The sequence below is a fragment of the Pseudomonas sp. CYM-20-01 genome, from assembly GCF_023169845.1.
GTDB lineage: Bacteria > Pseudomonadota > Gammaproteobacteria > Pseudomonadales > Pseudomonadaceae > Aquipseudomonas > Aquipseudomonas azotoformans.
The window spans coordinates 1,083,458-1,106,486 of sequence record NZ_AP025169.1 but is presented as its reverse complement, the minus strand read 5'-3'; the positions used below and the strand labels follow the sequence as shown (position 1 = coordinate 1,106,486).

Annotated in this window: 20 protein-coding genes; 9 read left to right on the top strand and 11 right to left on the bottom strand. The window is 61.1% G+C overall.

The genetic code is table 11. From position 1 onward, the window contains the following. Positions 1-112: 112 nt before the first annotated feature. The 5 genes from fkpB to murJ all read right to left on the bottom strand — a co-directional run bounded on the left by fkpB (position 113) and on the right by murJ (position 6,502). Positions 113-550 (bottom strand): FKBP-type peptidyl-prolyl cis-trans isomerase, encoded by a 438-nt coding sequence (gene fkpB / locus M2497_RS04815; protein ID WP_010213263.1) that lies wholly within the window; start codon positions 548-550, stop codon positions 113-115. A 7-nt stretch (positions 551-557) separates the two neighbouring features. Then, positions 558-1,067: a signal peptidase II gene (lspA, locus tag M2497_RS04810; protein ID WP_071494207.1), complete on the bottom strand. Its 510-nt coding sequence runs from the start codon at positions 1,065-1,067 to the stop codon at positions 558-560. Next, positions 1,060-3,891 (bottom strand): isoleucine--tRNA ligase, encoded by a 2,832-nt coding sequence (gene ileS / locus M2497_RS04805; protein WP_248486062.1) that lies wholly within the window; start codon positions 3,889-3,891, stop codon positions 1,060-1,062. The genes lspA and ileS overlap by 8 nt, the downstream gene beginning before the upstream one ends. A 14-nt stretch (positions 3,892-3,905) precedes the next feature. Next, positions 3,906-4,844, bottom strand: a complete 939-nt coding sequence (gene ribF / locus M2497_RS04800) for a bifunctional riboflavin kinase/FAD synthetase (protein WP_071494209.1) — start codon at positions 4,842-4,844, stop codon at positions 3,906-3,908. 119 nt (positions 4,845-4,963) lie between these two features. After that, positions 4,964-6,502 carry a murein biosynthesis integral membrane protein MurJ gene (gene murJ / locus M2497_RS04795; RefSeq protein ID WP_248486060.1) on the bottom strand — a complete coding sequence of 513 codons (1,539 nt, stop codon included), beginning with the start codon at positions 6,500-6,502 and terminating at the stop codon, positions 4,964-4,966. 253 nt (positions 6,503-6,755) lie between these two features. Here murJ and rpsT point away from each other — a divergent pair, with 253 nt between their 5' ends. Beyond that, positions 6,756-7,034 (top strand): 30S ribosomal protein S20, encoded by a 279-nt coding sequence (gene rpsT / locus M2497_RS04790; RefSeq protein ID WP_016976313.1) that lies wholly within the window; start codon positions 6,756-6,758, stop codon positions 7,032-7,034. 237 nt (positions 7,035-7,271) lie between these two features. Here rpsT and M2497_RS04785 read toward each other — a convergent pair whose 3' ends face one another. Next, positions 7,272-7,757, bottom strand: a complete 486-nt coding sequence (locus M2497_RS04785) for a peptidylprolyl isomerase (protein ID WP_003188398.1) — start codon at positions 7,755-7,757, stop codon at positions 7,272-7,274. Here M2497_RS04785 and M2497_RS04780 point away from each other — a divergent pair. The 3 genes from M2497_RS04780 to M2497_RS04770 all read left to right on the top strand — a co-directional run bounded on the left by M2497_RS04780 (position 7,756) and on the right by M2497_RS04770 (position 11,125). Next, positions 7,756-8,046, top strand: a complete 291-nt coding sequence (locus tag M2497_RS04780) for a DUF3565 domain-containing protein (protein ID WP_348984776.1) — start codon at positions 7,756-7,758, stop codon at positions 8,044-8,046. The genes M2497_RS04785 and M2497_RS04780 overlap by 2 nt on opposite strands. A gap of 79 nt (positions 8,047-8,125) precedes the next feature. Beyond that, a complete protein-coding gene (pta, locus tag M2497_RS04775; RefSeq protein WP_025856577.1) occupies positions 8,126-10,225 on the top strand; it encodes a phosphate acetyltransferase in 2,100 nt (699 codons plus the stop codon). Then, positions 10,226-11,125, top strand: a complete 900-nt coding sequence (locus M2497_RS04770; protein WP_248486056.1) for an acyltransferase — start codon at positions 10,226-10,228, stop codon at positions 11,123-11,125. It abuts the gene before it with no gap. Between the two features lie 113 nt (positions 11,126-11,238). On the opposite strand, the gene cysN is transcribed toward M2497_RS04770, so the two are convergent. The 3 genes from cysN to M2497_RS04755 all read right to left on the bottom strand — a co-directional run bounded on the left by cysN (position 11,239) and on the right by M2497_RS04755 (position 15,080). Beyond that, positions 11,239-13,137, bottom strand: coding sequence for a sulfate adenylyltransferase subunit CysN (gene cysN, locus M2497_RS04765; protein WP_248486054.1), 1,899 nt, complete (start codon positions 13,135-13,137; stop codon positions 11,239-11,241). A 9-nt stretch (positions 13,138-13,146) separates the two neighbouring features. Further along, on the bottom strand, positions 13,147-14,064 hold the full coding sequence (gene cysD, locus M2497_RS04760) for a sulfate adenylyltransferase subunit CysD (RefSeq protein ID WP_161904890.1): 918 nt from the start codon (positions 14,062-14,064) through the stop codon (positions 13,147-13,149). A gap of 257 nt (positions 14,065-14,321) precedes the next feature. Next, entirely contained in the window at positions 14,322-15,080 is a 759-nt protein-coding gene (locus M2497_RS04755; RefSeq protein WP_248486052.1) for a Nif3-like dinuclear metal center hexameric protein, read from the bottom strand. 101 nt (positions 15,081-15,181) lie between these two features. On the opposite strand from M2497_RS04755, the gene algW reads away from it, so the two are divergent. Then, complete coding sequence (algW, locus tag M2497_RS04750) at positions 15,182-16,336, top strand: Do family serine endopeptidase AlgW (protein ID WP_248486050.1); 1,155 nt, start codon at positions 15,182-15,184, stop codon at positions 16,334-16,336. 112 nt (positions 16,337-16,448) lie between these two features. Beyond that, positions 16,449-18,545, top strand: a complete 2,097-nt coding sequence (locus M2497_RS04745; RefSeq protein WP_282579044.1) for a TonB-dependent siderophore receptor — start codon at positions 16,449-16,451, stop codon at positions 18,543-18,545. Between the two features lie 60 nt (positions 18,546-18,605). On the opposite strand, the gene hemH is transcribed toward M2497_RS04745, so the two are convergent. Then, positions 18,606-19,631 carry a ferrochelatase gene (gene hemH, locus M2497_RS04740; protein WP_248486049.1) on the bottom strand — a complete coding sequence of 342 codons (1,026 nt, stop codon included), beginning with the start codon at positions 19,629-19,631 and terminating at the stop codon, positions 18,606-18,608. 14 nt (positions 19,632-19,645) lie between these two features. Continuing rightward, positions 19,646-20,545, bottom strand: coding sequence for a TIGR01777 family oxidoreductase (locus M2497_RS04735; RefSeq protein WP_248486047.1), 900 nt, complete (start codon positions 20,543-20,545; stop codon positions 19,646-19,648). Between the two features lie 210 nt (positions 20,546-20,755). Between M2497_RS04735 and M2497_RS04730 the strand changes: the two genes are divergently transcribed. From M2497_RS04730 to M2497_RS04720, 3 genes are all read left to right on the top strand, one after another. After that, on the top strand, positions 20,756-21,742 hold the full coding sequence (locus tag M2497_RS04730) for an FAD-dependent oxidoreductase (RefSeq protein ID WP_248486045.1): 987 nt from the start codon (positions 20,756-20,758) through the stop codon (positions 21,740-21,742). Next, complete coding sequence (locus M2497_RS04725) at positions 21,739-21,954, top strand: TIGR02450 family Trp-rich protein (RefSeq protein WP_248486043.1); 216 nt, start codon at positions 21,739-21,741, stop codon at positions 21,952-21,954. The genes M2497_RS04730 and M2497_RS04725 overlap by 4 nt, the downstream gene beginning before the upstream one ends. A gap of 112 nt (positions 21,955-22,066) precedes the next feature. After that, positions 22,067-23,026 (top strand): DUF523 and DUF1722 domain-containing protein, encoded by a 960-nt coding sequence (locus tag M2497_RS04720; RefSeq protein ID WP_248486041.1) that lies wholly within the window; start codon positions 22,067-22,069, stop codon positions 23,024-23,026. The last annotated feature ends 3 nt before the right edge of the window (positions 23,027-23,029 follow it).

The window sequence follows — 23,029 nt, the reverse complement described above, 5'->3', positions numbered from 1 at the left end:
TTGCCCCCGATGGCGGTGGGTCAGTAAACAAACCCCTGACTGTTCCACCGCTATCGGGGGCAAGCCCCCTCCCACACAAGCCCACTTCACACATTTAATTGTGTGTTGTTGATCAGAGCGCTTTAACGTCGATGATTTCAACGTCAAAGGTCAAGGTTTTACCGGCCAACGGGTGGTTGAAGTCGATGGTCACTTGCGCGTCATCGAAGGTTTTCACCACACCCGGCAGTTCGGTATTCGCCGCATCGTTGAAGATCACCAGCAGGCCTTCCGACAGGTCCATGTCCTGGAACTGCGAACGCGGGATGATCTGTACGTTTTGCGGGTTGGGCTGGCCAAAGGCGTTTTCCGGCAGGATCTGCAGGGTACGCTTGTCGCCGGCCTTGAAGCCGAACAGGGCCGCTTCGAAACCCGGCAGCAGGTTGCCGTCGCCGACCTTGAAGGTGGCCGGGGCTTTGTCGAACGTGCTGTCGACCGTGTCGCCATTCTCCAGGCGCAGTGCGAAATGCAAAGTGACTTCCGTGTTCTGGCCGATGCGTTGCTCAGCCAATACCTGATCAGTCATTGACGGTCTCTCCGGTTTTCTTGCTTTTGAACATGTCCAACGCCAGCATGATTGCACCGACGGTGATGGCACTGTCGGCAAAGTTGAACGCCGGGAAATACCAGCGGTTCTGCCAATGCACCAGAATGAAGTCGATCACATGGCCCAGGGCAATGCGGTCGTACAGGTTGCCCAGCGCGCCGCCCAACACCAGGGCCAAGGCGATGGCCAGCCAGGTGTCATCGCGACCCAGGCGCTTGAGCCACACTACCAACACTGCGCTGACCACCACGGCAATCAGGGCGAACAGCCAGCGCTGCCAGCCACCGCTGTCAGCCAGGAAGCTGAAGGCGGCGCCGGTGTTGTAGGCCAGGGTCCAGCTGAAGTAATCCGGGATCACCACGATCTGCTGGAACATCTGCAAGGAGCCTTCGAAATGAGCCTTGCTGACCTGGTCGATGACCAGGACCAGCACACTCAGTACGAGCCAGCCCAGACGTCCGAAACGACTGGCGTTAGGCATAGTGGCGAACCTCGCCAGCACCCGAGATGTTGTCGACGCAACGACCGCAGATTTCCGGATGCTCGGGGTTCACGCCAACGTCTTCACGACAGTGCCAGCAACGGGCGCACTTAGGGAAGGCCGACTTGACCACTTTGAGCTTGAGGCCCGGCACTTCGGTGGCAACCGCGTCCGCCGGGGCCTGGGCGAATGGCGCCAGGCTCGCGGTAGAAGTGATCAGCACGAAGCGCAGTTCGTTGCTCAGCTTGGCCAGGTCGGCGGTGAGACCGTCTTCGGCAAACAGGGTGACCTCGGCTTGCAGGTTGCCACCGACGGCCTTGGCCGCACGCTGTACTTCCAGCTCCTTGTTCACCGCAACCTTCACGGCCATCACGCCTTCCCAGTACTCGCGGCCCAGTTCGAAGCCGGCCGGCAGTTCGGTCAGGCCGTCGTACCAGGTGTTGAGCATCACAGATTCGTTGCGCTCGCCCGGCAGGTATTCCCACAGTTCGTCGGCGGTGAACGCCAGGATCGGTGCGATCCAGCGCACCAGCGCTTCGCTGATGTGATACAGCGCGGTCTGCGCCGAACGGCGCGCCTTGCTGTTGGTGCCGGTGGTGTACTGGCGGTCCTTGATGATGTCGAGGTAGAAACCACCCAACTCCTGCACGCAGAAGTTGTGGATCTTCGAATAGACGTTCCAGAAACGGTATTCGCCGTAGTTTTCCTGCAACTCGCGTTGCAGCAACAGGGTACGGTCCACGGCCCAACGGTCCAGCGCGAGCATGTCCTCGGCCGGCAGGAGGTCGGTGGCCGGGTTGAAACCGGTCAGGTTCGACAGCAGGAAGCGCGCGGTATTACGGATACGACGGTAGGCATCGGCGCTGCGAGCCAGGATCTGGTCCGACACGGCGATTTCACCCGAGTAGTCGGTCGACGCGACCCACAGACGCATGATGTCGGCGCCCAGGGTGTCGTTGATCTTTTTCGGCTCGATCACGTTCTTCAGCGACTTGGACATCTTGCGGCCTGTCTCGTCGACGGTGAAGCCGTGGGTCAGCAGTTCGCGGTACGGCGCGTGGTTGTCGATGGCGCAACCGGTCAGCAACGACGAGTGGAACCAGCCACGGTGTTGGTCCGAGCCTTCCAGGTACAGGTCGGCACGCGGGCCGGTTTCGTGACCCATCGGGTGCGAGCCGCGCAGCACGTGCCAGTGCGTAGTGCCCGAGTCGAACCACACGTCGAGGGTGTCGCTGATCTTGTCGTACTGCGGCGCTTCATCGCCCAGCAACTCGGCAGCGTCCAGCTTGAACCAGGCTTCGATGCCTTCCTGTTCGACACGCTGGGCCACTTGTTCCATCAGTTCGACGGTACGTGGGTGCAGCTCGCCGCTTTCCTTGTTCAGGAAGAACGGGATCGGCACGCCCCAGTTACGCTGGCGCGAGATGCACCAGTCAGGGCGGTTTGCGATCATCGAGTGCAGGCGCGCCTGGCCCCAGGCCGGGACGAACTTGGTGTCTTCGATGGCTTTGAGCGAGCGGACACGCAGGGTGTCGCCGCTGGTCGGTTCTTTGTCCATGCCGATGAACCACTGCGCAGTGGCACGATAGATCAGCGGGGTCTTGTGGCGCCAGCAGTGCATGTAGCTGTGCTGGATGGTCGCGGTCTGCATCAGCGCACCGACTTCGCGCAGCTTGTCGATGATCGGCTGGTCGGCCTTGAAGATGAACTGGCCGCCGAAGAACTCCAGCGAAGGCACGTAGACGCCGTTGCTTTGCACCGGGTTGATGATGTCGTCGTTGACCAGGCCGTACTTCTTGCAGATGACGAAGTCGTCCACGCCGTAGGCCGGCGAGCAGTGCACGATGCCGGTACCCGAACCCAGTTCGACGTAGTCAGCCAAGTATACCGGCGACAGACGGTCATAGAACGGGTGGCGGAAATTGATCAGTTCCAGCGCGGAGCCGGTGGTGGTGGCGATCACCGAACCTTGCAGCTCGTAGCGGGCCAGGCAGGCTTCGACCATTTCTTCGGCCAGCACCAGCAGGCGGTCACCGATGTCCACCAGGGCGTAGGTGAATTCCGGGTGCACGTTCAGCGCCTGGTTGGCCGGGATGGTCCACGGCGTGGTGGTCCAGATCACGATGGCAGCCGGCTTGCCCAGGCTTGCCAGGCCGAAGGCCTCGGCCAGCTTGGCGTCGTCGGCGACCGGGAAGGCCACGTCGATGGTCGAGGACTTCTTGTCTTCGTACTCGACTTCCGCTTCGGCCAGGGCCGAACCGCAGTCGAAGCACCAGTTCACGGGCTTGAGGCCCTTGAACACGAAACCGCCCTTGACGATTTCGGCCAAGGCGCGGATTTCACCGGCCTCGTTCTTGAAGTTCATGGTCTTGTACGGGTTGTCCCACTCGCCCAGCACGCCCAGGCGGATGAACTCGGACTTCTGCCCTTCGATCTGCTCGGTGGCGTAGGCACGGCACAGTTCGCGGGTTTTATCCGCGCCCAGGTTCTTGCCGTAGGTCACTTCGACTTTGTGTTCGATCGGCAGGCCGTGGCAGTCCCAACCCGGGACATAAGGCGCGTCGAAGCCCGACAGGGTTTTCGAGCGCAGGATCATGTCCTTGAGAATCTTGTTCAGCGCATGACCGATGTGAATCGTGCCGTTGGCATAAGGAGGGCCGTCGTGCAGGACGAATTTCGGACGATCCTTGCCAATCTCGCGCAACTTTCCGTACAGGCCAATACTGTCCCAGCGCTGCAGGATCTGCGGTTCGCGCTGTGGCAGGCCGGCCTTCATTGGGAAGGCGGTGTCCGGAAGGTTTAACGTGGCTTTATAGTCGGTCATTTAAGGCTCTTCGGTTAGCGATGGGCGCTAGGTGCGGCTAGTGCACGGGCGGCGGCGACATCCGCATTGATCGCCGTTTTCAACGCCTCAAGGGAGGCGAAACGCTGCTCTTCACGCAGCTTCTGGTGGAAAACCACCGTCAAACGCCGGTCATACAGATCACCGGCAAAATCCAGCAGATGTACTTCCAGGTGGGCCTTGCCATCACCTGCAACCGTGGGCCTGACGCCTATGTTGGCGACTCCCGGCCACGATTGGCCGTCGATGTCGACGCTCACCAGGTAAACCCCGGTCAGCGGCACACGACGGCGCTTGAGTTGCACGTTGGCGGTTGGCGTGCCCAATTGGCGCGCCAGCTTCTGGCCGTGCAGGACCCGCCCGGCAATGCGGAACGGGCGACCGAGCAAACGCTCGGCCAAGGCGAAGTCGGCAGCCGCCAGGGCATTACGCACCTGGGTACTGCTCACGCGCAGGCCGTCCAGCTCGACGGTTTGCGCGGCTTCGACGGTAAAACCCTGGCTGACGCCGGCCTGTTGCAGGAAATCGAAATCCCCGACCCGGTCGCAACCGAAGCGGAAGTCGTCACCGACCTCCAGGTGCTGTACGCCCAGGCCATCAACCAGGATGCGGTCGACGAACTCGGCAGCGCTCAGGCTTTGCAAACGCTGGTTGAAAGCCAGGCAGAGGACGCGGTCAACGCCTTCTTCCGCCAGCAGTTGCAACTTGTCACGCAGACGGGCCAGGCGTGCCGGCGCAGTCTCGGGCGTAAAGTATTCCCGTGGCTGCGGCTCGAAAATCACCACGCAGCTGGGCACGCCCAACTCGACCGCACGTTCGCGCAGCCTGGCCAGGATAGCCTGGTGGCCACGGTGAACACCGTCAAAGTTGCCAATAGTGGCGACGCAGCCCCGATGCTCGGGGCGCAGGTTGTGGAGACCTCGAACCAGCTGCATAACGCGCTTCTTGCTCATAAAGTGGTCGATTATAACCACACCCGGCCCCGGACGACAGGCAACTGAACGGGCCAAATGGGTCGAATCGATAAAACAACCGTTTTATCGCGGCAAACTCTCTAACCCAGGGACTTGCGATTGAAATCCCGCAGGCGGAAGCCCTGCAGCAGCAACATCCCGAAGTACACCACCACACCCGCGACGACCAACACGCCAAGACGCATGAAGCGCTCCAGCATATGGCCTTCATCCCACGCCGGCATGAAGTGCATCAACCCCAGCAACACGGCCGACATCGCCCCGACCGCCACCAGCAGCTTGAGGGTGAACAGACCCCAGCCGGCCTGCGGCTGGAACATCTGCTGCTTACGCAACTGGTAAAACAAAAGCCCTGCGTTGATGCACGCGCCCGCACTGATGGCCAAGGCCAGGCCGGCATGGGCCAGCGGGCCGATAAACACCAGGTTGAGCAGTTGTGTGACGATCAGCGTGAAAATTGCGATTTTTACCGGTGTACGGATGTTTTGCTGAGCATAGAAGCCTGGCGCAAGCACCTTGATCACGATGATGCCGAGCAAGCCAACGGAATAGGCGACCAAGGCATGCTGCGTCATCAGTGCGTCGTGGGCATCGAATTGGCCGTATTGAAACAGTGACACAGTCAGCGGCTCAGCCAGGATCCCCAGGGCCAGTGCGCACGGCAACACCAGCACGAAGCACAGGCGTAGGCCCCAATCGAGGATGCGCGAGTATTCCTGGCGGTCCTTGCTGGCGTAGGTGCGCGACAGGGTAGGCAGCAGAATCGTGCCCAGGGCCACGCCGAGCACGCCGGAGGGCAGCTCCATCAGGCGGTCGGCGTAGTACATCCACGACACCGAGCCCGACACCAGCAGCGAAGCGAAAGCCGTGTTGATGATCAGCGAAATCTGGCTGACCGACACGCCGAGGATCGCCGGCAGCATATTGCGCATCACGCGCCATACGCCGGTGTCCTTGAGGTTCAGGCGTGGCAATACGAGCATGCCGATCTTTTTCAGGTGCGGCAGTTGGTAGAGCAGTTGCGCCAGGCCACCGGCCAGTACGGCCCAACCGAGCGCCATCACCGGCGGGTCGAAGTACGGCGTGAGAAACAGCGCGAAGATGATCATGCTGACGTTCAGCAGGGTCGGCACGAAGGCTGGCACCGAGAAGCGGTTCCAGGTATTGAGGATCGCCCCGGCCAGGGATGACAGGGAGATCAGCAATATATAAGGAAAGGTCACTCGCAGCAGATCGGTGGTCAGCGCGAATTTTTCCGGGGTATTGGCAAAACCGGGGGCCGTGGCCCAGATCACCCAGGGGGCGGCGAGCATGCCCAGAATCGTCACCAGCATCAGCACCAGGGTCAGCAGGCCGGACACATAGGCAATAAAGGTACGGGTAGCTTCCTCGCCCTGCTGGGTCTTGTACTCGGCCAGGATCGGCACGAATGCCTGGGAAAACGCACCTTCGGCGAAGATCCGCCGCAGCAGGTTGGGCAATTTAAACGCAATAAAGAAGGCATCCGTGGCCATGCTGGCGCCAAAAATGCGCGCCAGCAGGGTGTCACGCACAAACCCCAGAACCCGGGAGATCATCGTGATAGAGCTGACGGCGGCCAACGATTTGAGCAGATTCATTGAAAGAGTTTGCGCCTTTAGATAAAGAGCAGGCGTACAAAGCGCCCACTTATGCGATACTGCGCGCCTGCAACAGCACAGAGCCAAAGCTCGCGAGTTTACAGGTCAAGCGCCGGAAATAAATCACCCGCCTCTTCAGATCGACCACTCAGCAGTTCGCATCAGCCGCCCTTGACAACCCATCAAGTCATCGGCATGATTCGCGGCCTATTTTGTTTGCTATTTCCTAAAAAGTCTTTCGAGGAGCTCGACGGTGGCCAACACACCTTCCGCCAAAAAACGTGCAAAACAGGCTGAGAAGCGTCGCAGCCACAACGCCAGCCTGCGTTCCATGGTTCGTACCTACATCAAGAATGTAGTTAAAGCCATCGACACCAAAGACGCTGAAAAAGCCCAAGCTGCTTACGTTCTGGCTGTGCCAGTTATCGACCGTATGGCCGATAAAGGCATCATCCACAAGAACAAGGCCGCTCGCCATAAGAGCCGCCTGAATGGCCACATCAAGGCTCTGAGCGTTGCTGCTGCAGCCTAAGTGGTAACAACTGCTACGCAGCCCAGGTTGCGAAACAGTTAAGAAATGCCCCGTACCGAAAGGTCCGGGGCATTTTTGTTGTGGGAGGGGGCTTGCCCCCGATGACGGTGGGTCAGTAAAGAATGTACTGACTGACATACTGCAATCGGGGGCAAGCCCCCTCCCACATTTTTTCAGGCACAAAAAAACGCCCCGAACCAGTCGGGGCGTTTTTGCTACCGATTGATCAAACCACAATCAATGGTGGTGACCGCCTTCACCGTGAACGTGGCCGTGGGCCACTTCTTCCTGGGAAGCGTCGCGGATGGCAACGATCTTCACTTGGAAGTTCAGGCGCTGGCCAGCCAGCGGGTGGTTGCCGTCGACGGTGACGTCGTCGCCGTCCAGGTCACGGATGGTGACGATCTGCATTTGGCCGTCCGGTGCGGAGGCGTGGAACTGCATGCCGACTTCCAGCTCGTCAACGCCTTCGAACATGCTGCGGCTCAGGGTGCTGACCAGTTCGGCCGAGTACTCGCCGTAGGCATCTTCAGGTTCTACGGCAACGGTCAGCTCATCACCGACATTCTTGCCTTCCAGGGCTTTTTCCAAGCCTGGGATGATGTTACCTGCGCCTTGCAGGTAGACCAGCGGCGCGCCGCCGGCTGAGCTGTCGATGACCTCACCAGCGTCGTTGGTCAGGGTATAGTCGATGGAGACAGCCTTGTTAGCGGCGATCGTCATGGGGCGAGACCTTTTGCATAAGAATGAAGAACGGACAAGTCTAAACAAGGATTTGCCCGAAAGCGAACAGAACCCGGACAGACGGGACCGATCAACGGCATCCTTCATCATCGGGTTCCACCAGGACGACGACCAGCACTGGGTCGCCGAGCTGTCCTGCGGCCACACCCAGCACCTGCGCCACCAGCCACCCTGGCAGTCACGCGCCTGGGTGCTGGACCCCGCGCAACGTATTGAAAAATTAGGCCAGCCCTTTGCCTGCGGCTGGTGTGCGCAGGAGCGCGATTAACGATAACCTTGGCGCCTGATTCGCGGTAGACGCTCAGCCATAGAGCGTCACCCAAGCCATGCACCTCCAGAGAATCCGCATGCAGACTTTTTTTATCGCGCCCACCGATTTTGGTGTGGGTCTGACCTCCATCAGCCTTGGGCTGGTGCGTACCCTTGAGCGAGCCGGGCTGAAAGTCGGCTTTTTCAAGCCGATTGCCCAGCCGCACCCCGGCGACACCGGCCCCGAGCGCTCCACCGAGCTGGTGGCGCGCACCCACGGCCTCAAGCCGCCACAGCCTCTGGGCCTGGCCCACGTAGAGCGCATGCTCGGCGACGGCCAACTCGACGAGTTGCTCGAAGAAATCATCACGCTGTACCAGCAAGCCGCGGTGGGCAAGGACGTATTGATCGTCGAAGGCATGGTGCCCACCCGCAGCGCCAGCTATGCGGCGCGGGTCAACCTGCACCTGGCCAAGAGCCTGGATGCGGAAGTGATCCTGGTGTCCGCACCAGAAAACGAAGTGCTCACCGAACTCTCCGGGCGTGTTGAGCTGCAGGCCCAACTGTTCGGCGGCCCGAAAGACCCCAAAGTGCTCGGCGTGATCCTCAACAAGGTGCGCACCGACGAAAGCATGGAAGCCTTCTCGGCACGCCTCAAGGAACATTCGCCGCTGTTGCGCAGCGGTGATTTCCGCTTGCTCGGCTGCATTCCCTATCAACCGGAACTCAACGCGCCGCGTACCCGCGACGTGGCCGACCTGATGGGCGCGCAGATCCTCAACGCCGGCGACTACGAAACCCGGCGCATGACCAAGATCATCATTTGCGCGCGCACCATGCGCAACACCGTGGAGCTGCTCAAGCCCGGCGTGCTGGTGGTGACGCCCGGCGACCGTGACGACATCATCCTCGCCGTCAGCCTGGCCGCGATCAACGGCGTGCCGCTGGCCGGCCTGCTGCTGACCAGCGACACCCTGCCCGACCCGCGCATCATGGAGTTGTGCCGTGGCGCGTTCCAGGCCGGGCTGCCGGTGCTGTCGGTGAGCACCGGTTCCTACGACACCGCCAACCAGCTCAACAGCCTCAACAAGGAAATCCCGATTGATGACCGCGAGCGTGCGGAAATCATCACCGATTTCGTCGCCAGCCACCTCGATGCGCGCTGGCTGCACCAACGTTGCGGCACACCACGGGAAATGCGTCTGTCGCCGGCGGTGTTCCGCTACCAACTGATCCAGCGCGCCCAGGCCGCCAACAAGCGCATCGTGTTGCCCGAAGGCAGCGAGCCGCTGACCGTGCAAGCCGCCGCGATCTGCCAGGCGCGGGGCATTGCGCGCTGCGTGCTGCTGGCCAAGCCGGCGGATGTGGAAGCAGTCGCCCGCGCCCAGGGTATCGAACTGCCTGAAGGCCTGGAGATTCTCGACCCGGACCTGATCCGCCAGCGCTACGTCGAGCCGATGGTGGCGCTGCGCAAGAGCAAAAGCCTCAACGCGCCGATGGCTGAGCAGCAACTGGAAGACACCGTGGTGATCGCCACCATGATGCTCGCCCTCGATGAGGTGGACGGCCTGGTGTCCGGCGTCATTCACTCCACCGCCAACACCATCCGCCCTGCCCTGCAGCTGATTAAAACGGCGCCGGGCTGCACCCTGGTGTCGTCGGTGTTCTTCATGCTGTTCCCCGAGCAGGTGCTGGTGTACGGCGACTGCGTGATGAACCCGCACCCGAGCGCCGCCGAACTGGCAGAGATTGCCCTACAAAGCGCCGACTCGGCAGCCGCGTTCGGCATCACCCCGCGCGTGGCGATGATCAGCTATTCCAGCGGCGATTCGGCCAGCGGCGAAGAAGTGGAGAAAGTCCGCGAAGCCACCCTGCTCGCCCACGAACAGCAAAGCTCGCTGCTGATCGACGGCCCACTGCAATACGACGCCGCCGCCAACGAAAACGTGGCCCGGCAATTGGCCCCCAACAGCCAGGTCGCCGGCAAGGCCACAGTGTTTGTGTTCCCCGACCTGAACACCGGCAACACCACGCACAAGGCCGTGCAGCGCAGTGCCGATTGCGTGAGCCTGGGGCCGATGCTCCAGGGCCTGCGCAAACCGGTCAACGACCTGCCGCGCGGCGCCCAGGTGGACGACATCGTGTACACCATCGCGCTCACTGCGATCCAAGCCGCCAACCGACCTATGGATATCTAAATGCTGGATTTTCTACCTGCCGCCGTGCGCGGGGTGATTGCATCGCTGTTGTTGGCGCTGAACACGATCCTGTTGTGTTCGTTCCTGTTTATCGTGGCGTTGTTCAAGGCCCTGCCGTTTGCCAAGCGTTTCAGCGAATGGCTGATGAACCACACCCATGAGGCATGGGTGACCAACAACAAGGGCTGGATGAACCTGGTGCGACGCACCCGCTGGCACCTCACCGGGCTGGAAGGGCTGGACTACCAGCACTCGTACCTGGTCACCAGCAACCACCAGAGCTGGGTCGACATCATGGTGCTGCAATACGTGCTGAACCGCCGGATTCGCCCACTGAAGTTCTTTCTCAAGCAGGAGCTGATCTGGGTGCCGGTGATTGGCCTGGCGTGGTGGGCGCTGGGCTTTCCGTTCATGAAACGCTACACCAAGGCCTACCTGGAGAAACACCCGGAAAAGAAAGGCAAGGACCTGGAAACCACTCGCAAGACCTGCGCGAAGTTTCGCGACAACCCGGTGGGTATTTTCAACTTTGCCGAGGGCACGCGGTTTACCCCAGGCAAGCATGCGCAGCAAAAGTCCCCCTTCCGTTACCTGCTCAAGCCCAAGGCTGGCGGGATTGCGTTTGTGCTGGATGCCATGGGGGAGCAGTTGAAGTCACTGGTGAACGTGACCATTCACTACCCGGCTGGGCGCCCAGGTTATTGGGATTTGCTGTGCGGGAATGTGCGGGACGTGGTGGTGCAGTTTGAAGAGGTGCAGATCCCGGCCGAATTCATTGGCAAGAATTATGAGCAGGATGGGGAATATCGGTTGGCGTTCCAGGGCTGGATCAACCAGCTCTGGGAACAGAAGGATCAGCTACTGGAGCAGCTGCATAGAGAATTCCCAGGTAAACAATGATCAAGAATGTGGGAGGGGGCTTGCCCCCGATGGCGTTGGGTCAGTAACAGATGTACTGACTGACACTCCGCTATCGGGGGCAAGCCCCCTCCAACATTTGATTGCGACAGGCTTTAGATCGCGCCGCGCTGACGCAACAACTCCAGCACTTGCTTGACGCTTTCTTCCAGTGACAGGGCCTGGGTGTCGATCACCAGGTCGGCATTCAACGGCACGTCGTACGGGAAGGATTCGCCCGGGATGTTATCCCCACCGGCCGCGTATAAGCCTTGCGGATCACGCTCGGCGCACACCAGTGGCGAGGCCTGCACATAGACGGTCAGCAGGCGATCGCCGCCAATCAACGCCTTGGCCTGTTCACGGCCTTCGGCATCCGGCGCAACGAACGCGGCCAGGGTCAGCAGGCCGGCTTCGTTGAACTGACGCGCCACATGCGCGGCACGACGCCAGTTCTCGGTGCGACCGGCACGGTCCTGCGGCAAGCCCTTGTTCAGGTCATGGCGCAGGTTCTGGCCATCCAGCACAAATACCGCACGGCCCATGTCGAACAGCTTGCGCTCGACCGCATAGGCCAGGGTGCTCTTGCCAGCGCCGGACAGGCCGCTGAACAACACGGTGGCCGGTTGCTGGCCGAAGCGCAGTGCACGCTCTTCGGTGGCCACATGGGCCAACTTGCCGTGCTGCGCCGCACTGCCGTGACCGACCGGCGGGGCGATGATCATGCCTGCGGCTACTGTGCCATTGGTCAAACGGTCGATGACGATAAACGCACCGGTGGTGCGGTTGCTGTCGTAACCGTCCAACGCGATGGCGGCGTCGAGGCTGACCTTGACCCGACCGATCTCGTTCAGTTGCAGCGCGCTCGCCGGGCCTTCGGCCAGGGTGTTCACGTCCACACGGTGCACGATGCTGGTGATGGAACCCGGCACGTAGCTGGTGGCGCGCTTGATGTCGTATTTCTTGCCCGGCAGCATCGGCTCTTCGGCCATCCACACCAGCATGGCGTCGAAGGCGTCGGTCACTTGCGGCACGTTGTCGGCATGCACTAGCAGGTCGCCACGGGAGATATCGATCTCGTCTTCCATGGTCAGCGTCACCGCTTGACCAGGGCCGGCGTGCTCCAGCTCACCTTCGAAGGTGACGATGGATTTGACGCGGCTGCTCTTGCCCGACGGCAGCACCACGACTTCGTCGCCCTTGTGCACGATGCCGCTGGCCAGGGTGCCGGCGAAACCACGGAAATTCAGGTTCGGGCGGTTGACGTACTGCACCGGGAAACGCAGGTCGGTGTAATTGCGGTCGTTGGCGATCTCGACGGTTTCGAGGATCTCCATCAGCGACTGGCCGGTGTACCAGGGCGAACGCTCGCTCTTGTTCACCACGTTATCGCCCTTGAGCGCCGACATCGGCACGAAGGCCAGGGTGCTCGGCTTGAAGGCGATACCGTCGGCGAACTTCAGGTAGTCGGCCTTGATCTGCTCGAATACGCTTTGGTCAAAGCCATTGATGTCCATCTTGTTGACGGCCACCACGATGTGTTTGATGCCCAGCAACGAGGCGATGAAGCTGTGGCGACGGGTCTGGGTCTGCACGCCGTAGCGCGCGTCGATCAGGATGATCGCCAGGTCACAGGTGGAGGCACCGGTGGCCATGTTGCGGGTGTACTGCTCATGGCCGGGGGTGTCGGCGATAATGAACTTGCGCTTGGCGGTGGAGAAGTAGCGATAGGCGACATCGATGGTGATGCCTTGCTCCCGCTCGGCCTGCAGGCCGTCGACCAGCAAGGCCAGGTCGATGTCGTCACCGGTGGTGCCGGACTTCTTCGAATCGCGGGTGATGGCTTCCAGGTGATCTTCGTAGATCATCTTGGAGTCGTGCAGCAGGCGCCCGATCAGGGTGCTCTTGCCGTCGTCGACGTTGCCACAGGTCAGGAAGCGCAACATTTCCTTGCGCTCGTGCTGGCCCAGGTAGGCGAGGATGTCCTCGCTGATCAAATCAGATTGATGCGACATGACAGCCCCTTAGAAATAACCTTGACGTTTTTTATCTTCCATCGAGCCTGCGCCATCGTGGTCGATGACACGGCCCTGGCGCTCGGAAGTTCGCGTCAGGAGCATTTCCTGAATGATGTCCGTCAGCGTCTCGGCTTCGGACTCCACCGCGCCCGTCAACGGGTAGCAGCCAAGGGTACGGAAACGTACTTTCTTTTTGACGATTCGGGCTTTGTCTTCGTCGGACAGGTGCTCGAGGATGCGGTCGTCGTCGATCATGATCAACGTACCGTTCTTCTCGATCACTTCACGCTCGGCGGCGAAGTACAGCGGTACGATCGGGATGCCTTCCAGGTAGATGTACTGCCAGATGTCCAGTTCGGTCCAGTTGGACAGCGGGAACACGCGAATCGACTCGCCCTTGTTGACGTTGCCGTTGTAGACATTCCACAGCTCGGGGCGCTGGTTTTTCGGGTCCCAGCGGTGCTTGCTGTCGCGGAACGAGTACACGCGCTCTTTGGCACGGGATTTCTCTTCATCGCGACGGGCGCCGCCAAAGGCTGCGTCGAAACCATGCTTGTCCAGGGCCTGTTTGAGGCCTTCGGTCTTCATGATGTCGGTGTGCTTGGCACTGCCGTGGGTGAACGGGTTGATGTTCTGCGCCACGCCGTCCGGGTTGATGTGGGTGATCAGGTCCAGGCCCAGCTCTTCGACCATCTTGTCGCGGAACGCGTACATCTCCTGGAATTTCCAGCGGGTGTCGACGTGCATCACCGGGAACGGCAGCTTGCCCGGGAAGAAGGCCTTGCGTGCCAGGTGCAGCATCACGGCGGAATCTTTACCGATCGAGTAGAGCATCACCGGGTTGTCGAACTCGGCGGCGACCTCGCGGATGATGTGGATGCTTTCCGCCTCCAGCTGTTTCAGATGCGTCAGTTTGTCGACCATGGTTACTCACGGAAAAACGATCTTATGGACGGCCAGCGGGCCGTGTTCGAGCGGGGCATGCTAGCACAGCACCTGCTTCTATTCAGGCGGCCTACTAGACCGAAACGGTATATGGATATACCACGGAGTTTGGGGTTAATCGCGGTCAAGTGTGGGAGGGGGCTTGCCCCCGATAGCGATGTGTCAGTCACTGCATGAGTAGCTGATCCACCGCCATCGGGGGCAAGCCCCCTCCCACATTTGTTCGGTGGTGTTTGTTAGATTGGGTTGGGACAATCGATGAACAAATGCTCCAACGCGAAGCGCCGCGCCAGGTAATCGCCCAGCGCCTGCACGCCGTAGCGCTCAGTGGCATGGTGACCGGCGGCGATGAAGCTGATGTCGTTTTCGCGGGCGCTGTGGAAGGTCTGCTCGGAGGCTTCGCCGCTGAGGAACAGGTCGACACCGGCCGCAATCGCGTCGTCGATGTAGCCCTGACCACCGCCGGTGCACCAGCCGACGCGGCGGATCATCTCGCTGCCTTCGATCAGCAACGGCTCACGGCCCATGACTTCCTGCACGCGGCGGGCAAAGTCGCGAGGTGACAGCGGTTCGGCGAGCGAGCCGACCAGCCCGACGATTTTGGGATTGCCCGGGTCCAGCGGGCCTTCGACGGTGATGTCGAGTTGACGGGCCAACTGCACGTTGTTGCCGACCTCGGGATGCAGGTCCAGCGGCAGGTGGTAGGCCAGCAGGCTGATGTCGTGCTTGAGCAGCGTCTTCAGGCGGCGCTGCTTCATGCCGGTGATGCACGGGTTTTCGCCTTTCCAGAAGTAACCGTGGTGCACCAGGACCAGATCCGCCTGGGCTTCGACGGCCGCGTCCAACAGGGCCTGGCTGGCGGTCACGCCGCTGACGATGCGCATCACCTGTGGCCGGCCCTCGACCTGCAGGCCATTGGGGCAGTAATCGGCAATTTTTGCGCTGCCGAGGTAGCGGTCCGCTTCCTCGACGAGGGTGGTAAGGGGGACGGCCATAAAAGACTCCTAAATATCCGGTTCGCAGGCGTCACAGCCTCGTATAATGCGCGACATTATGGGCGCTCTCCCGCCCCCTGCAACCTGTCAGGACTTACTTGATGCTCAAGGCGCTGCGTTTTTTTGGATGGCCATTGCTGGCTGGCGTGCTGATCGCGATGCTGATTATTCAGCGTTACCCCGAGCTGGTGGGGCTGCCCAGCCTGGATGTGAACCTGCAACAGGCGCCGCAAAGCAATTCGGTGGTGCAAGGCCCGGTGACCTACGCCGATGCCGTGGTGATCGCCGCCCCTGCCGTGGTCAACCTGTACACCACCAAGGTGATCAACAAACCGGCCCATCCACTGTTTGAAGACCCGCAGTTCCGCCGTTACTTCGGTGACAACGGGCCAAAACAGCGTCGCATGGAGTCCAGCCTGGGCTCCGGGGTGATCATGAGCCCCGAAGGTTACATCCTTACCAACAACCACGTGACCACCGGCGCCGACCAGATTGTGGTGGCCCTGCGTGACGGCCGCGAAACCCTGGCCCGTGTGGTGGGCAGCGACCCGGAAACCGACCTTGCGGTATTGAAGATCGATTTGAAGAGCCTGCCCTCCATCACCCTCGGCCGTTCCGACGGTTTGCGTGTGGGTGACGTGGCGCTGGCCATCGGCAACCCGTTCGGCGTGGGCCAGACCGTGACCATGGGCATTATCAGTGCCACCGGGCGCAACCAACTGGGCCTTAACAGCTACGAAGACTTCATCCAGACCGACGCGGCGATCAACCCGGGTAACTCCGGCGGTGCATTGGTGGACGCCAATGGCAACCTGACGGGCATCAACACGGCGATCTTCTCCAAGTCCGGCGGCTCCCAGGGCATCGGGTTTGCGATCCCGGTGAAGCTGGCGATGGAGGTGATGAAGTCGATCATCGAGCACGGCCAGGTGATTCGCGGCTGGCTGGGGATCGAGGTACAGCCGCTGACCAAGGAGCTGGCCGAGTCATTTGGCTTGACCGGACGCCCTGGCATCGTGGTCGCCGGGATCTTCCGCGATGGCCCGGCGCAGAAAGCCGGCCTGCAACTGGGGGATGTCATCCTCAGCATCAACGGCGAACCGGCCGGTGATGGCCGCAAGTCGATGAACCAGGTGGCGCGGATCAAGCCGACCGAGAAGGTGGCGATCCAGGTGATGCGCAACGGCAAAGAGATCAAGTTGCTGGCGGAAATCGGGCTGCGTCCGCCGCCTGCGCCGGTCAAAGAAGAGGAATAGGTCGCCGCTTGCAGGTGCCCCTTCCCGGGCACCTGTAAACTGATATTTCAAAGCAAGTCATTCTCATTAGGCATGTTATATTATTTCAATATCGCTATTGGAACGCTCTATCATGCCGTCTCGAAGAATCGCCCCCATGGCTGGCCTGGCCTTGGGTTTGCTGCTCGACCCCGCCTTCGCCGAAGAAAACACCCTGGAACTCGACACCATCAGCGTCACCACCGACGCCTATGAGTCCGCCACCGGCCCGGTCAAAGGCTACCGCGCCACCCGCTCCGCCAGCGCGACAAAAACCGACACCGCCATTCGCGACATCCCGCAATCCATCAGCGTAATTCCCGCCACAGTGCTCAAGGACCTGGGCAGTACCCACGTGGAACGCGCCCTGGAATTTGCCGGCGGCGTGTCCAAGCAAAACAACTTCGGCGGCCTGACTCTGTACGAATACAGCGTGCGTGGCTTCACCACGTCCGAGTTCTACCAGGACGGTTTCAGCGCCAACCGTGGCTACCCGAGTACACCGGACGCGGCCAATATCGAGCGCATCGAAGTACTCAAGGGCCCTGCCGCCAGCCTGTATGGACGCGGCGATCCCGGCGGCACCGTGAACATTGTCACCAAGAAGCCCCAGCCAGAAGCCTTCACCACCGTGCAGACCAGCGCCGGCAGTTGGGACCGCTATCGCACCGCCGTGGACGTGAACACTCCGCTGGACGGCGAAGGCAACCTGCTGTCGCGGGTCAACCTGGCGGTGGAAGACAACCACAGCTTCCGCGATCACGTGCAGAGCAAGCGGGTATTCGTCGCGCCTTCGTTCAGTTGGCAACTGGACCCGGACACCAGTCTGCTCGTCGAGAGTGAATTCGTCCGCCACAGCTCTACCTTCGACCGTGGCATCGTCGACGCCCCCGGCGTATCTCGTTCCACCTTCCTCGGCGAACCCAACGACGGCGATATCGACAACCACAACAATCGTCTCCAGGCCACCCTTGAGCATCACCTCAACGATGCCTGGAAACTGCGTCTGGCGAGCCACTACAAACAAGGCAGCCTGTGGGGCGACGCCTCGGAAAACCGTGCACTGAACGCCGACGGTCACAGCATCGACCGCCGCTACCGTGAACGCTCTATGGGCTGGCACGACAGCATTACCCAGCTCGAGCTGCGCGGCCTGTTCGACATCGGCAGTTGGCAGCACGAACTGCTGATCGGCACCGAATACGAGGACTATCGCAAGAAAGAGCGCGTCACGGCGATTGGCGGTAGCCGCTACAGCATCGACATCTACAACCCGGTCTACGGCCAGGCCAAACCCAACGGCCTGCGCTCCGGCACCGACTTCTTCGAACAGACCAATAGCCACGCGCTGAACCTGCAAGACCAGATCGTCTTCACCGACCGCCTGCGCGGCATGGTCGGAGCGCGCTTCGAGCATTTCGAGCAGCGTATCGACGACTTCACCCGCAACCACGCCAAAGCCGAGCAAACCCACAACGCCTTTACCCAGCGCGCCGGCCTGCTCTATCAGCTCACGCCGCAAGTCGGCGTATTCGCCAACGCCTCTACTTCGTTCAAGCCCAATAGCGGGTTGGGCGCCGACAACAAGTCCTTCAAGCCTGAGGAAGGCGTGGGCTATGAAGTGGGGATCAAGAGCGAGCTGTTCGACGAGCGCCTCAGCGCTACGATCGCAGCCTTCCATATAGAAAAGGAAAACGTGCTGAGCCTGGACCCGGCCACCAATCTCAACCGCGCCGTAGGCAAGGCGCGCAGCCAGGGCCTCGACCTGCAACTGTCCGGGCAAGTGACCGACGCCGTACGGGTGATTGGCGCGTTTGCCTACATTGATGCTGAAGTGACCAAGGGCGACAAAGTCATTCCTGCCGGCAGCCGGATACTCGGCGTGGCCAAGCGCAGCGGCAGCCTGTTGGGGGTGTATGAGTTCCAGGATGGCGCGTTGCGCGGTTCAGACATGGGGGCGGCGTTCACCTATGTGGGCGATCGCTCCGGTGAGGCCGGCACGAGTTTCGAATTGCCGGCCTACCACACGGTTGATCTGCTGGCCCATTACAAGGCCACCGACAACGTCACCGTGGGCTTGAACCTCAACAACCTGTTTGATGAGAAGTACTACGAGCGGTCCTACAGCAACTACTGGATCAGCCCAGGCGAACCGCGCAACCTCACGGTCAGCCTGACCCTCAACCTGTAACACAACCAAAATGTGGGAGGGGCAAGTCCCCTCCCACATTTTGATCTTCACTTGGTTTGGTTACAGCGCCGTGGGTGCGCGCTCGCAAAGGGTATTAAGCGCCTTCGCCCACTGCGGATCATCATTCAGGCACGGCACCAGCACCAACTCCTCGCCCCCGGCCTCGCGGAACTGCTCCAGCCCGCGATCGCCGATTTCTTCCAGCGTCTCGATGCAATCGGCGACGAACGCCGGGCACATCACCAGCAGCTTTTTCACGCCTTGTTGGGCCAATGCTTCAAGGCGAGCCTCGGTGTAGGGTTCGATCCACTTGGCGCGGCCCAGGCGCGATTGGAAGGCCACCGACCACTTGTCTTCGGGCAACCCCATGCGCGCGGCAAAGTCACGAGCGACGCTGAAGCACTGCGCGCGATAGCAGGTCTTGAGCACCTCGGCAGACGCATTCTTGCAGCAGTCGGCATCCTTGAAGCAGTGCTGGCCGGTAGGGTCGAGCTTGGTCAGGTGGCGCTCAGGCAAACCGTGGAAACTCAGCAGCAGGTGGTCGTAATGCTGCTCCACGTAGGGCCGCGCGCTGGCGACCAGGGCGTCGAGATATTCGGGCTGGTCGTAGAACGGTTGCAGGATCGAGAATTGCACATCGAGCTTTTTGTCGCGCACCACGCGCTTGGCTTCCTCGATCACCGTGGTCACGGTGCTGTCGGCAAATTGCGGGTACAGCGGCGCCAGGGTGACTTTACGGATGCCCTGGGCGGCGAGGCGGGTCAGCACCGTTTCAATGGACGGCTCACCGTAGCGCATCGCCAACTCCACCGGGCCTTGAGTCCACTGTGAGGTCATCTGCTGTTGCAGGCGGCGGCTGAGCACCACCAGCGGCGAGCCCTCGTCCCACCAGATAGAGGCGTAGGCATGCGCCGACTGCTCGGGGCGCTTGATCAGGATCAGCGACACCAGCAAGCGCCGCACGGGCCACGGCAGGTCGATCACATAAGGGTCCATCAGGAACTGATTGAGGTAGCTGCGCACATCCGCCACCGAAGTGGACGCCGGCGAGCCCAGGTTGACCAATAACAACGCGTGATCCGTCATGCAACATCCTATCTTTAGAGGCGGCTGGACAAGTCATCCAAAGCCGCACGCAACTCAGTGAACTGGAAAGTGAAACCGGCAGCCAGCAAGCGCTCGGGCAGCGCCTTCTGCCCGCCCAGCAACAGGCCGGACAACTCGCCCAGGCCCACCTTCAATGCAAAGGCCGGCATCGGCATGAAAGCCGGGCGGTGCAGCACCTGGCCCAGGGTTTTCGCAAACTCGCGATTGCGCACCGGGTGTGGCGCGCAGGCATTATAGGGACCGCTGGCGTCAGGCTTGTGCAGAAGAAAATCAATCAGGGCGATTTGATCCTTGATATGCACCCACGGCATCCACTGCCGACCACTGCCGATAGGCCCGCCCAGCGCCAGTTTGAACGGCAGCAACAGCCGCGACAAAAAGCCGCCCTGCGCCGCCAGCACCAGGCCGGTACGTACCAGCACTACACGCATCCCCAGGGCTTCGGCGCGCTGGGCGGTTTCTTCCCAGGCGATGCACAACTGGCTGGGGAAATCGTCCTGTACCGGGCCGCTGGCTTCGGTCAATTCGCGCTCGCCGCCATCACCGTACCAGCCCACCGCCGAACCGGAAATCAACACTGCAGGCCTGTGCTCCAAGCCCTCAAGCCATGCCAGCAGGGTCTCGGTGAGGCTGATGCGGCTGCTCCACAGCAACGCCTTGCGCTTGTGGGTCCAGGGGCGGTCGGCAATGGGCGCGCCCGCCAGGTTAATGACCGCGTCAACGGGGCCGATAACCTCTTGCAGGCCAGCAACACCCGACACCTGCTCGCCGCACTGTTTAGCGACCTGGTCCGGATGACGACTCCACACCGTCAGGCGATGGCCCTGGGCAAGCAAGTGCTGGCAGAGTTGACGGCCGATCAGGCCAGTACCGCCGGTCAGCAAAATGTGCATGGGATGTCCCTCATGTAACGTTCGCCGTCCATCACTGGTCTATTTTATAAACAGGGATCAATTTGAACGGGCGTCACGTTGGATTAAGCCTCTGCTTTAACCATAGGTCACGCCGTAAGAACAGGTAAGCCAAAACTTATACCAAAAAACAATATTGTACAGCTATTGGTGTCGGCGTAGTCTGTACCCAACGGTAAAACGAGGCCTCCCATGACTGTTCCCATCGCGATCATCGGCACCGGCATCGCCGGTCTCTCCGCCGCCCGAGCGTTACGAGACGCGGGGCACGTTGTACAACTCTTCGATAAAAGCCGCGGCAGTGGCGGGCGCATGTCCAGCAAGCGCAGCGATGCCGGCTCCCTGGACATGGGCGCGCAATACTTCACCGCCCGCGACCGGCGCTTCGTCAACGAAGTGCAACGCTGGCAAAGCCACGGCTGGGCCGAGCAATGGAAGCCCCAGCTGTACAACTTCAAGTCCGGCCAGCTCACTCCCTCCCCCGATGAACAGATCCGCTGGGTCGGCACGCCGCGCATGAGCGCAATCACCCGCGCCCTGCTCGACGACCTGCCGGTGGAGTTCGGTTGCCGCATCACCGAGGTGTTCCAGGGCAAACACCACTGGAACCTGCTGGACGCGGACGGCGAAAACCATGGCCCCTTCAGCCACGTGATCATCGCCACGCCTGCGCCCCAGGCCACCGCCTTGCTGGCCGCAGCGCCCAAGCTGGCGAGTGCCGCCGCCGGGGTGAAAATGGACCCCACCTGGGCCATCGCCCTGGCCTTCGATAAACCCCTGGATACCCCGATGGAGGGCTGCTTCGTGCAAGACAGCCCCCTCGACTGGCTAGCGCGCAACCGCAGCAAACCTGGGCGCGATACCACCCTCGACACCTGGGTGCTGCACGCCACCAGCGCTTGGAGCAAGGCACACCTGGACCTGCCCAAAGAGGCGGTGATCGAGCACCTGCACGGCGCCTTCGCCGAACTGCTGCACAGCGCCATGCCCGCGCCGTCATTCAGCCTGGCGCACCGCTGGCTCTATGCTCGACCATCCAGCAGCCACGAATTCGGTGTGCTGGCCGATGCCGACCTAGGCCTGTACGTGTGTGGCGACTGGTGCCTGTCGGGCCGTGTGGAAGGTGCCTGGCTCAGCGGCCAGGAAGCCGCACGACGCTTGATCGAGCACCTGCAATGAACCGCATCAATCCCGCCAAATTGCTGCTGTCGAAGTGGACAGCAGCCCACCCTCGCAACAAAGAAAAACACTTTCTGGTCACCGAGCTTTTTCGTGATGAAGAAGGCACGGTGCTCGACATTGAACTGCAGGCCGTGATGACACACCGCAGCGAGCGCCTGCCCTGGCAAACCCTGCAGGATATCAACGCCTGGAAAATCGGCTGGAAATAGCGCACTCGCAAAACTTGTACAAATAATTTGACTTGTACATCATCGAACCTATGATGAGATTTAGTTGTACAGGATTTAAATCTTGTACAGGAATCTCGCTGAGGGTTCGTGTATGTCCAGCACCACCAAACCGAAGATCGCCATCAGCGCCTGCCTGTTGGGCGAGAACGTGCGCTTCAACGGCGGCCATAAACAATCCCTGTTGTGCAGCCAGACCCTCGCCGATTATTTCGACTTCGTGCCACTGTGCCCCGAAGTCGCCATCGGCCTGGGCATTCCACGCGAACCGATCCGTCTGGTGGGAGACCCCTCCCACCCGCAAGCCGTCGGCACCGTGAACCGCGAGTTGAATGTCACCCAGCCGCTGGACGATTACGGCCAGCAGATGGCTGCGGAACATACCGACCTGTGCGGCTACATCTTCATGCAGAAATCGCCGTCGTGCGGCCTGGAGCGGGTCAAGGTCTATCGTGACAATGGCACGCCGGTGGACGGCGGCGGGCGCGGCATCTACGCCCAGGCCTTTTGTGCGCGCCATCCCAACCTGCCGGTGGAAGAAGACGGTCGGCTGAACGACCCGGTGCTGCGGGAAAACTTCCTGACCCGTGTATTCGTCTACGCCAGCTGGCAACGACTGCTGGCCGAAGGCCTGACCCGTCACCGCCTGCTAGCCTTCCATTCGCGCTACAAATACTTGTTGATGGCCCACAGCCCGGCACACTACAAAAGCCTTGGCCACCTGCTGGGCAGCATGACCAAGGAGGCCAACCTCGATGAGTTGGCGGCGGGCTACTTCAGCGACCTGATGACCGGCCTCACTAAGTGCGCCACTCGTGGCACCCACACCAACGTGCTGCAACACATCAGCGGTTATCTCAAGCAGGTCATCAGCGCCGACGACAAGCAGGAAATGCAGACCGTCATCGGCCAGTACCGTCACGGTATCGTGCCGCTGGTGGTGCCACTGACCCTGCTCAAACACCACTTTCGTCAACACCCGGACCGCTACATCGCGCAGCAGGCCTACCTGCAACCGCACCCGGAAAACCTCAGCCTGCGAAATGCGATCTAGACC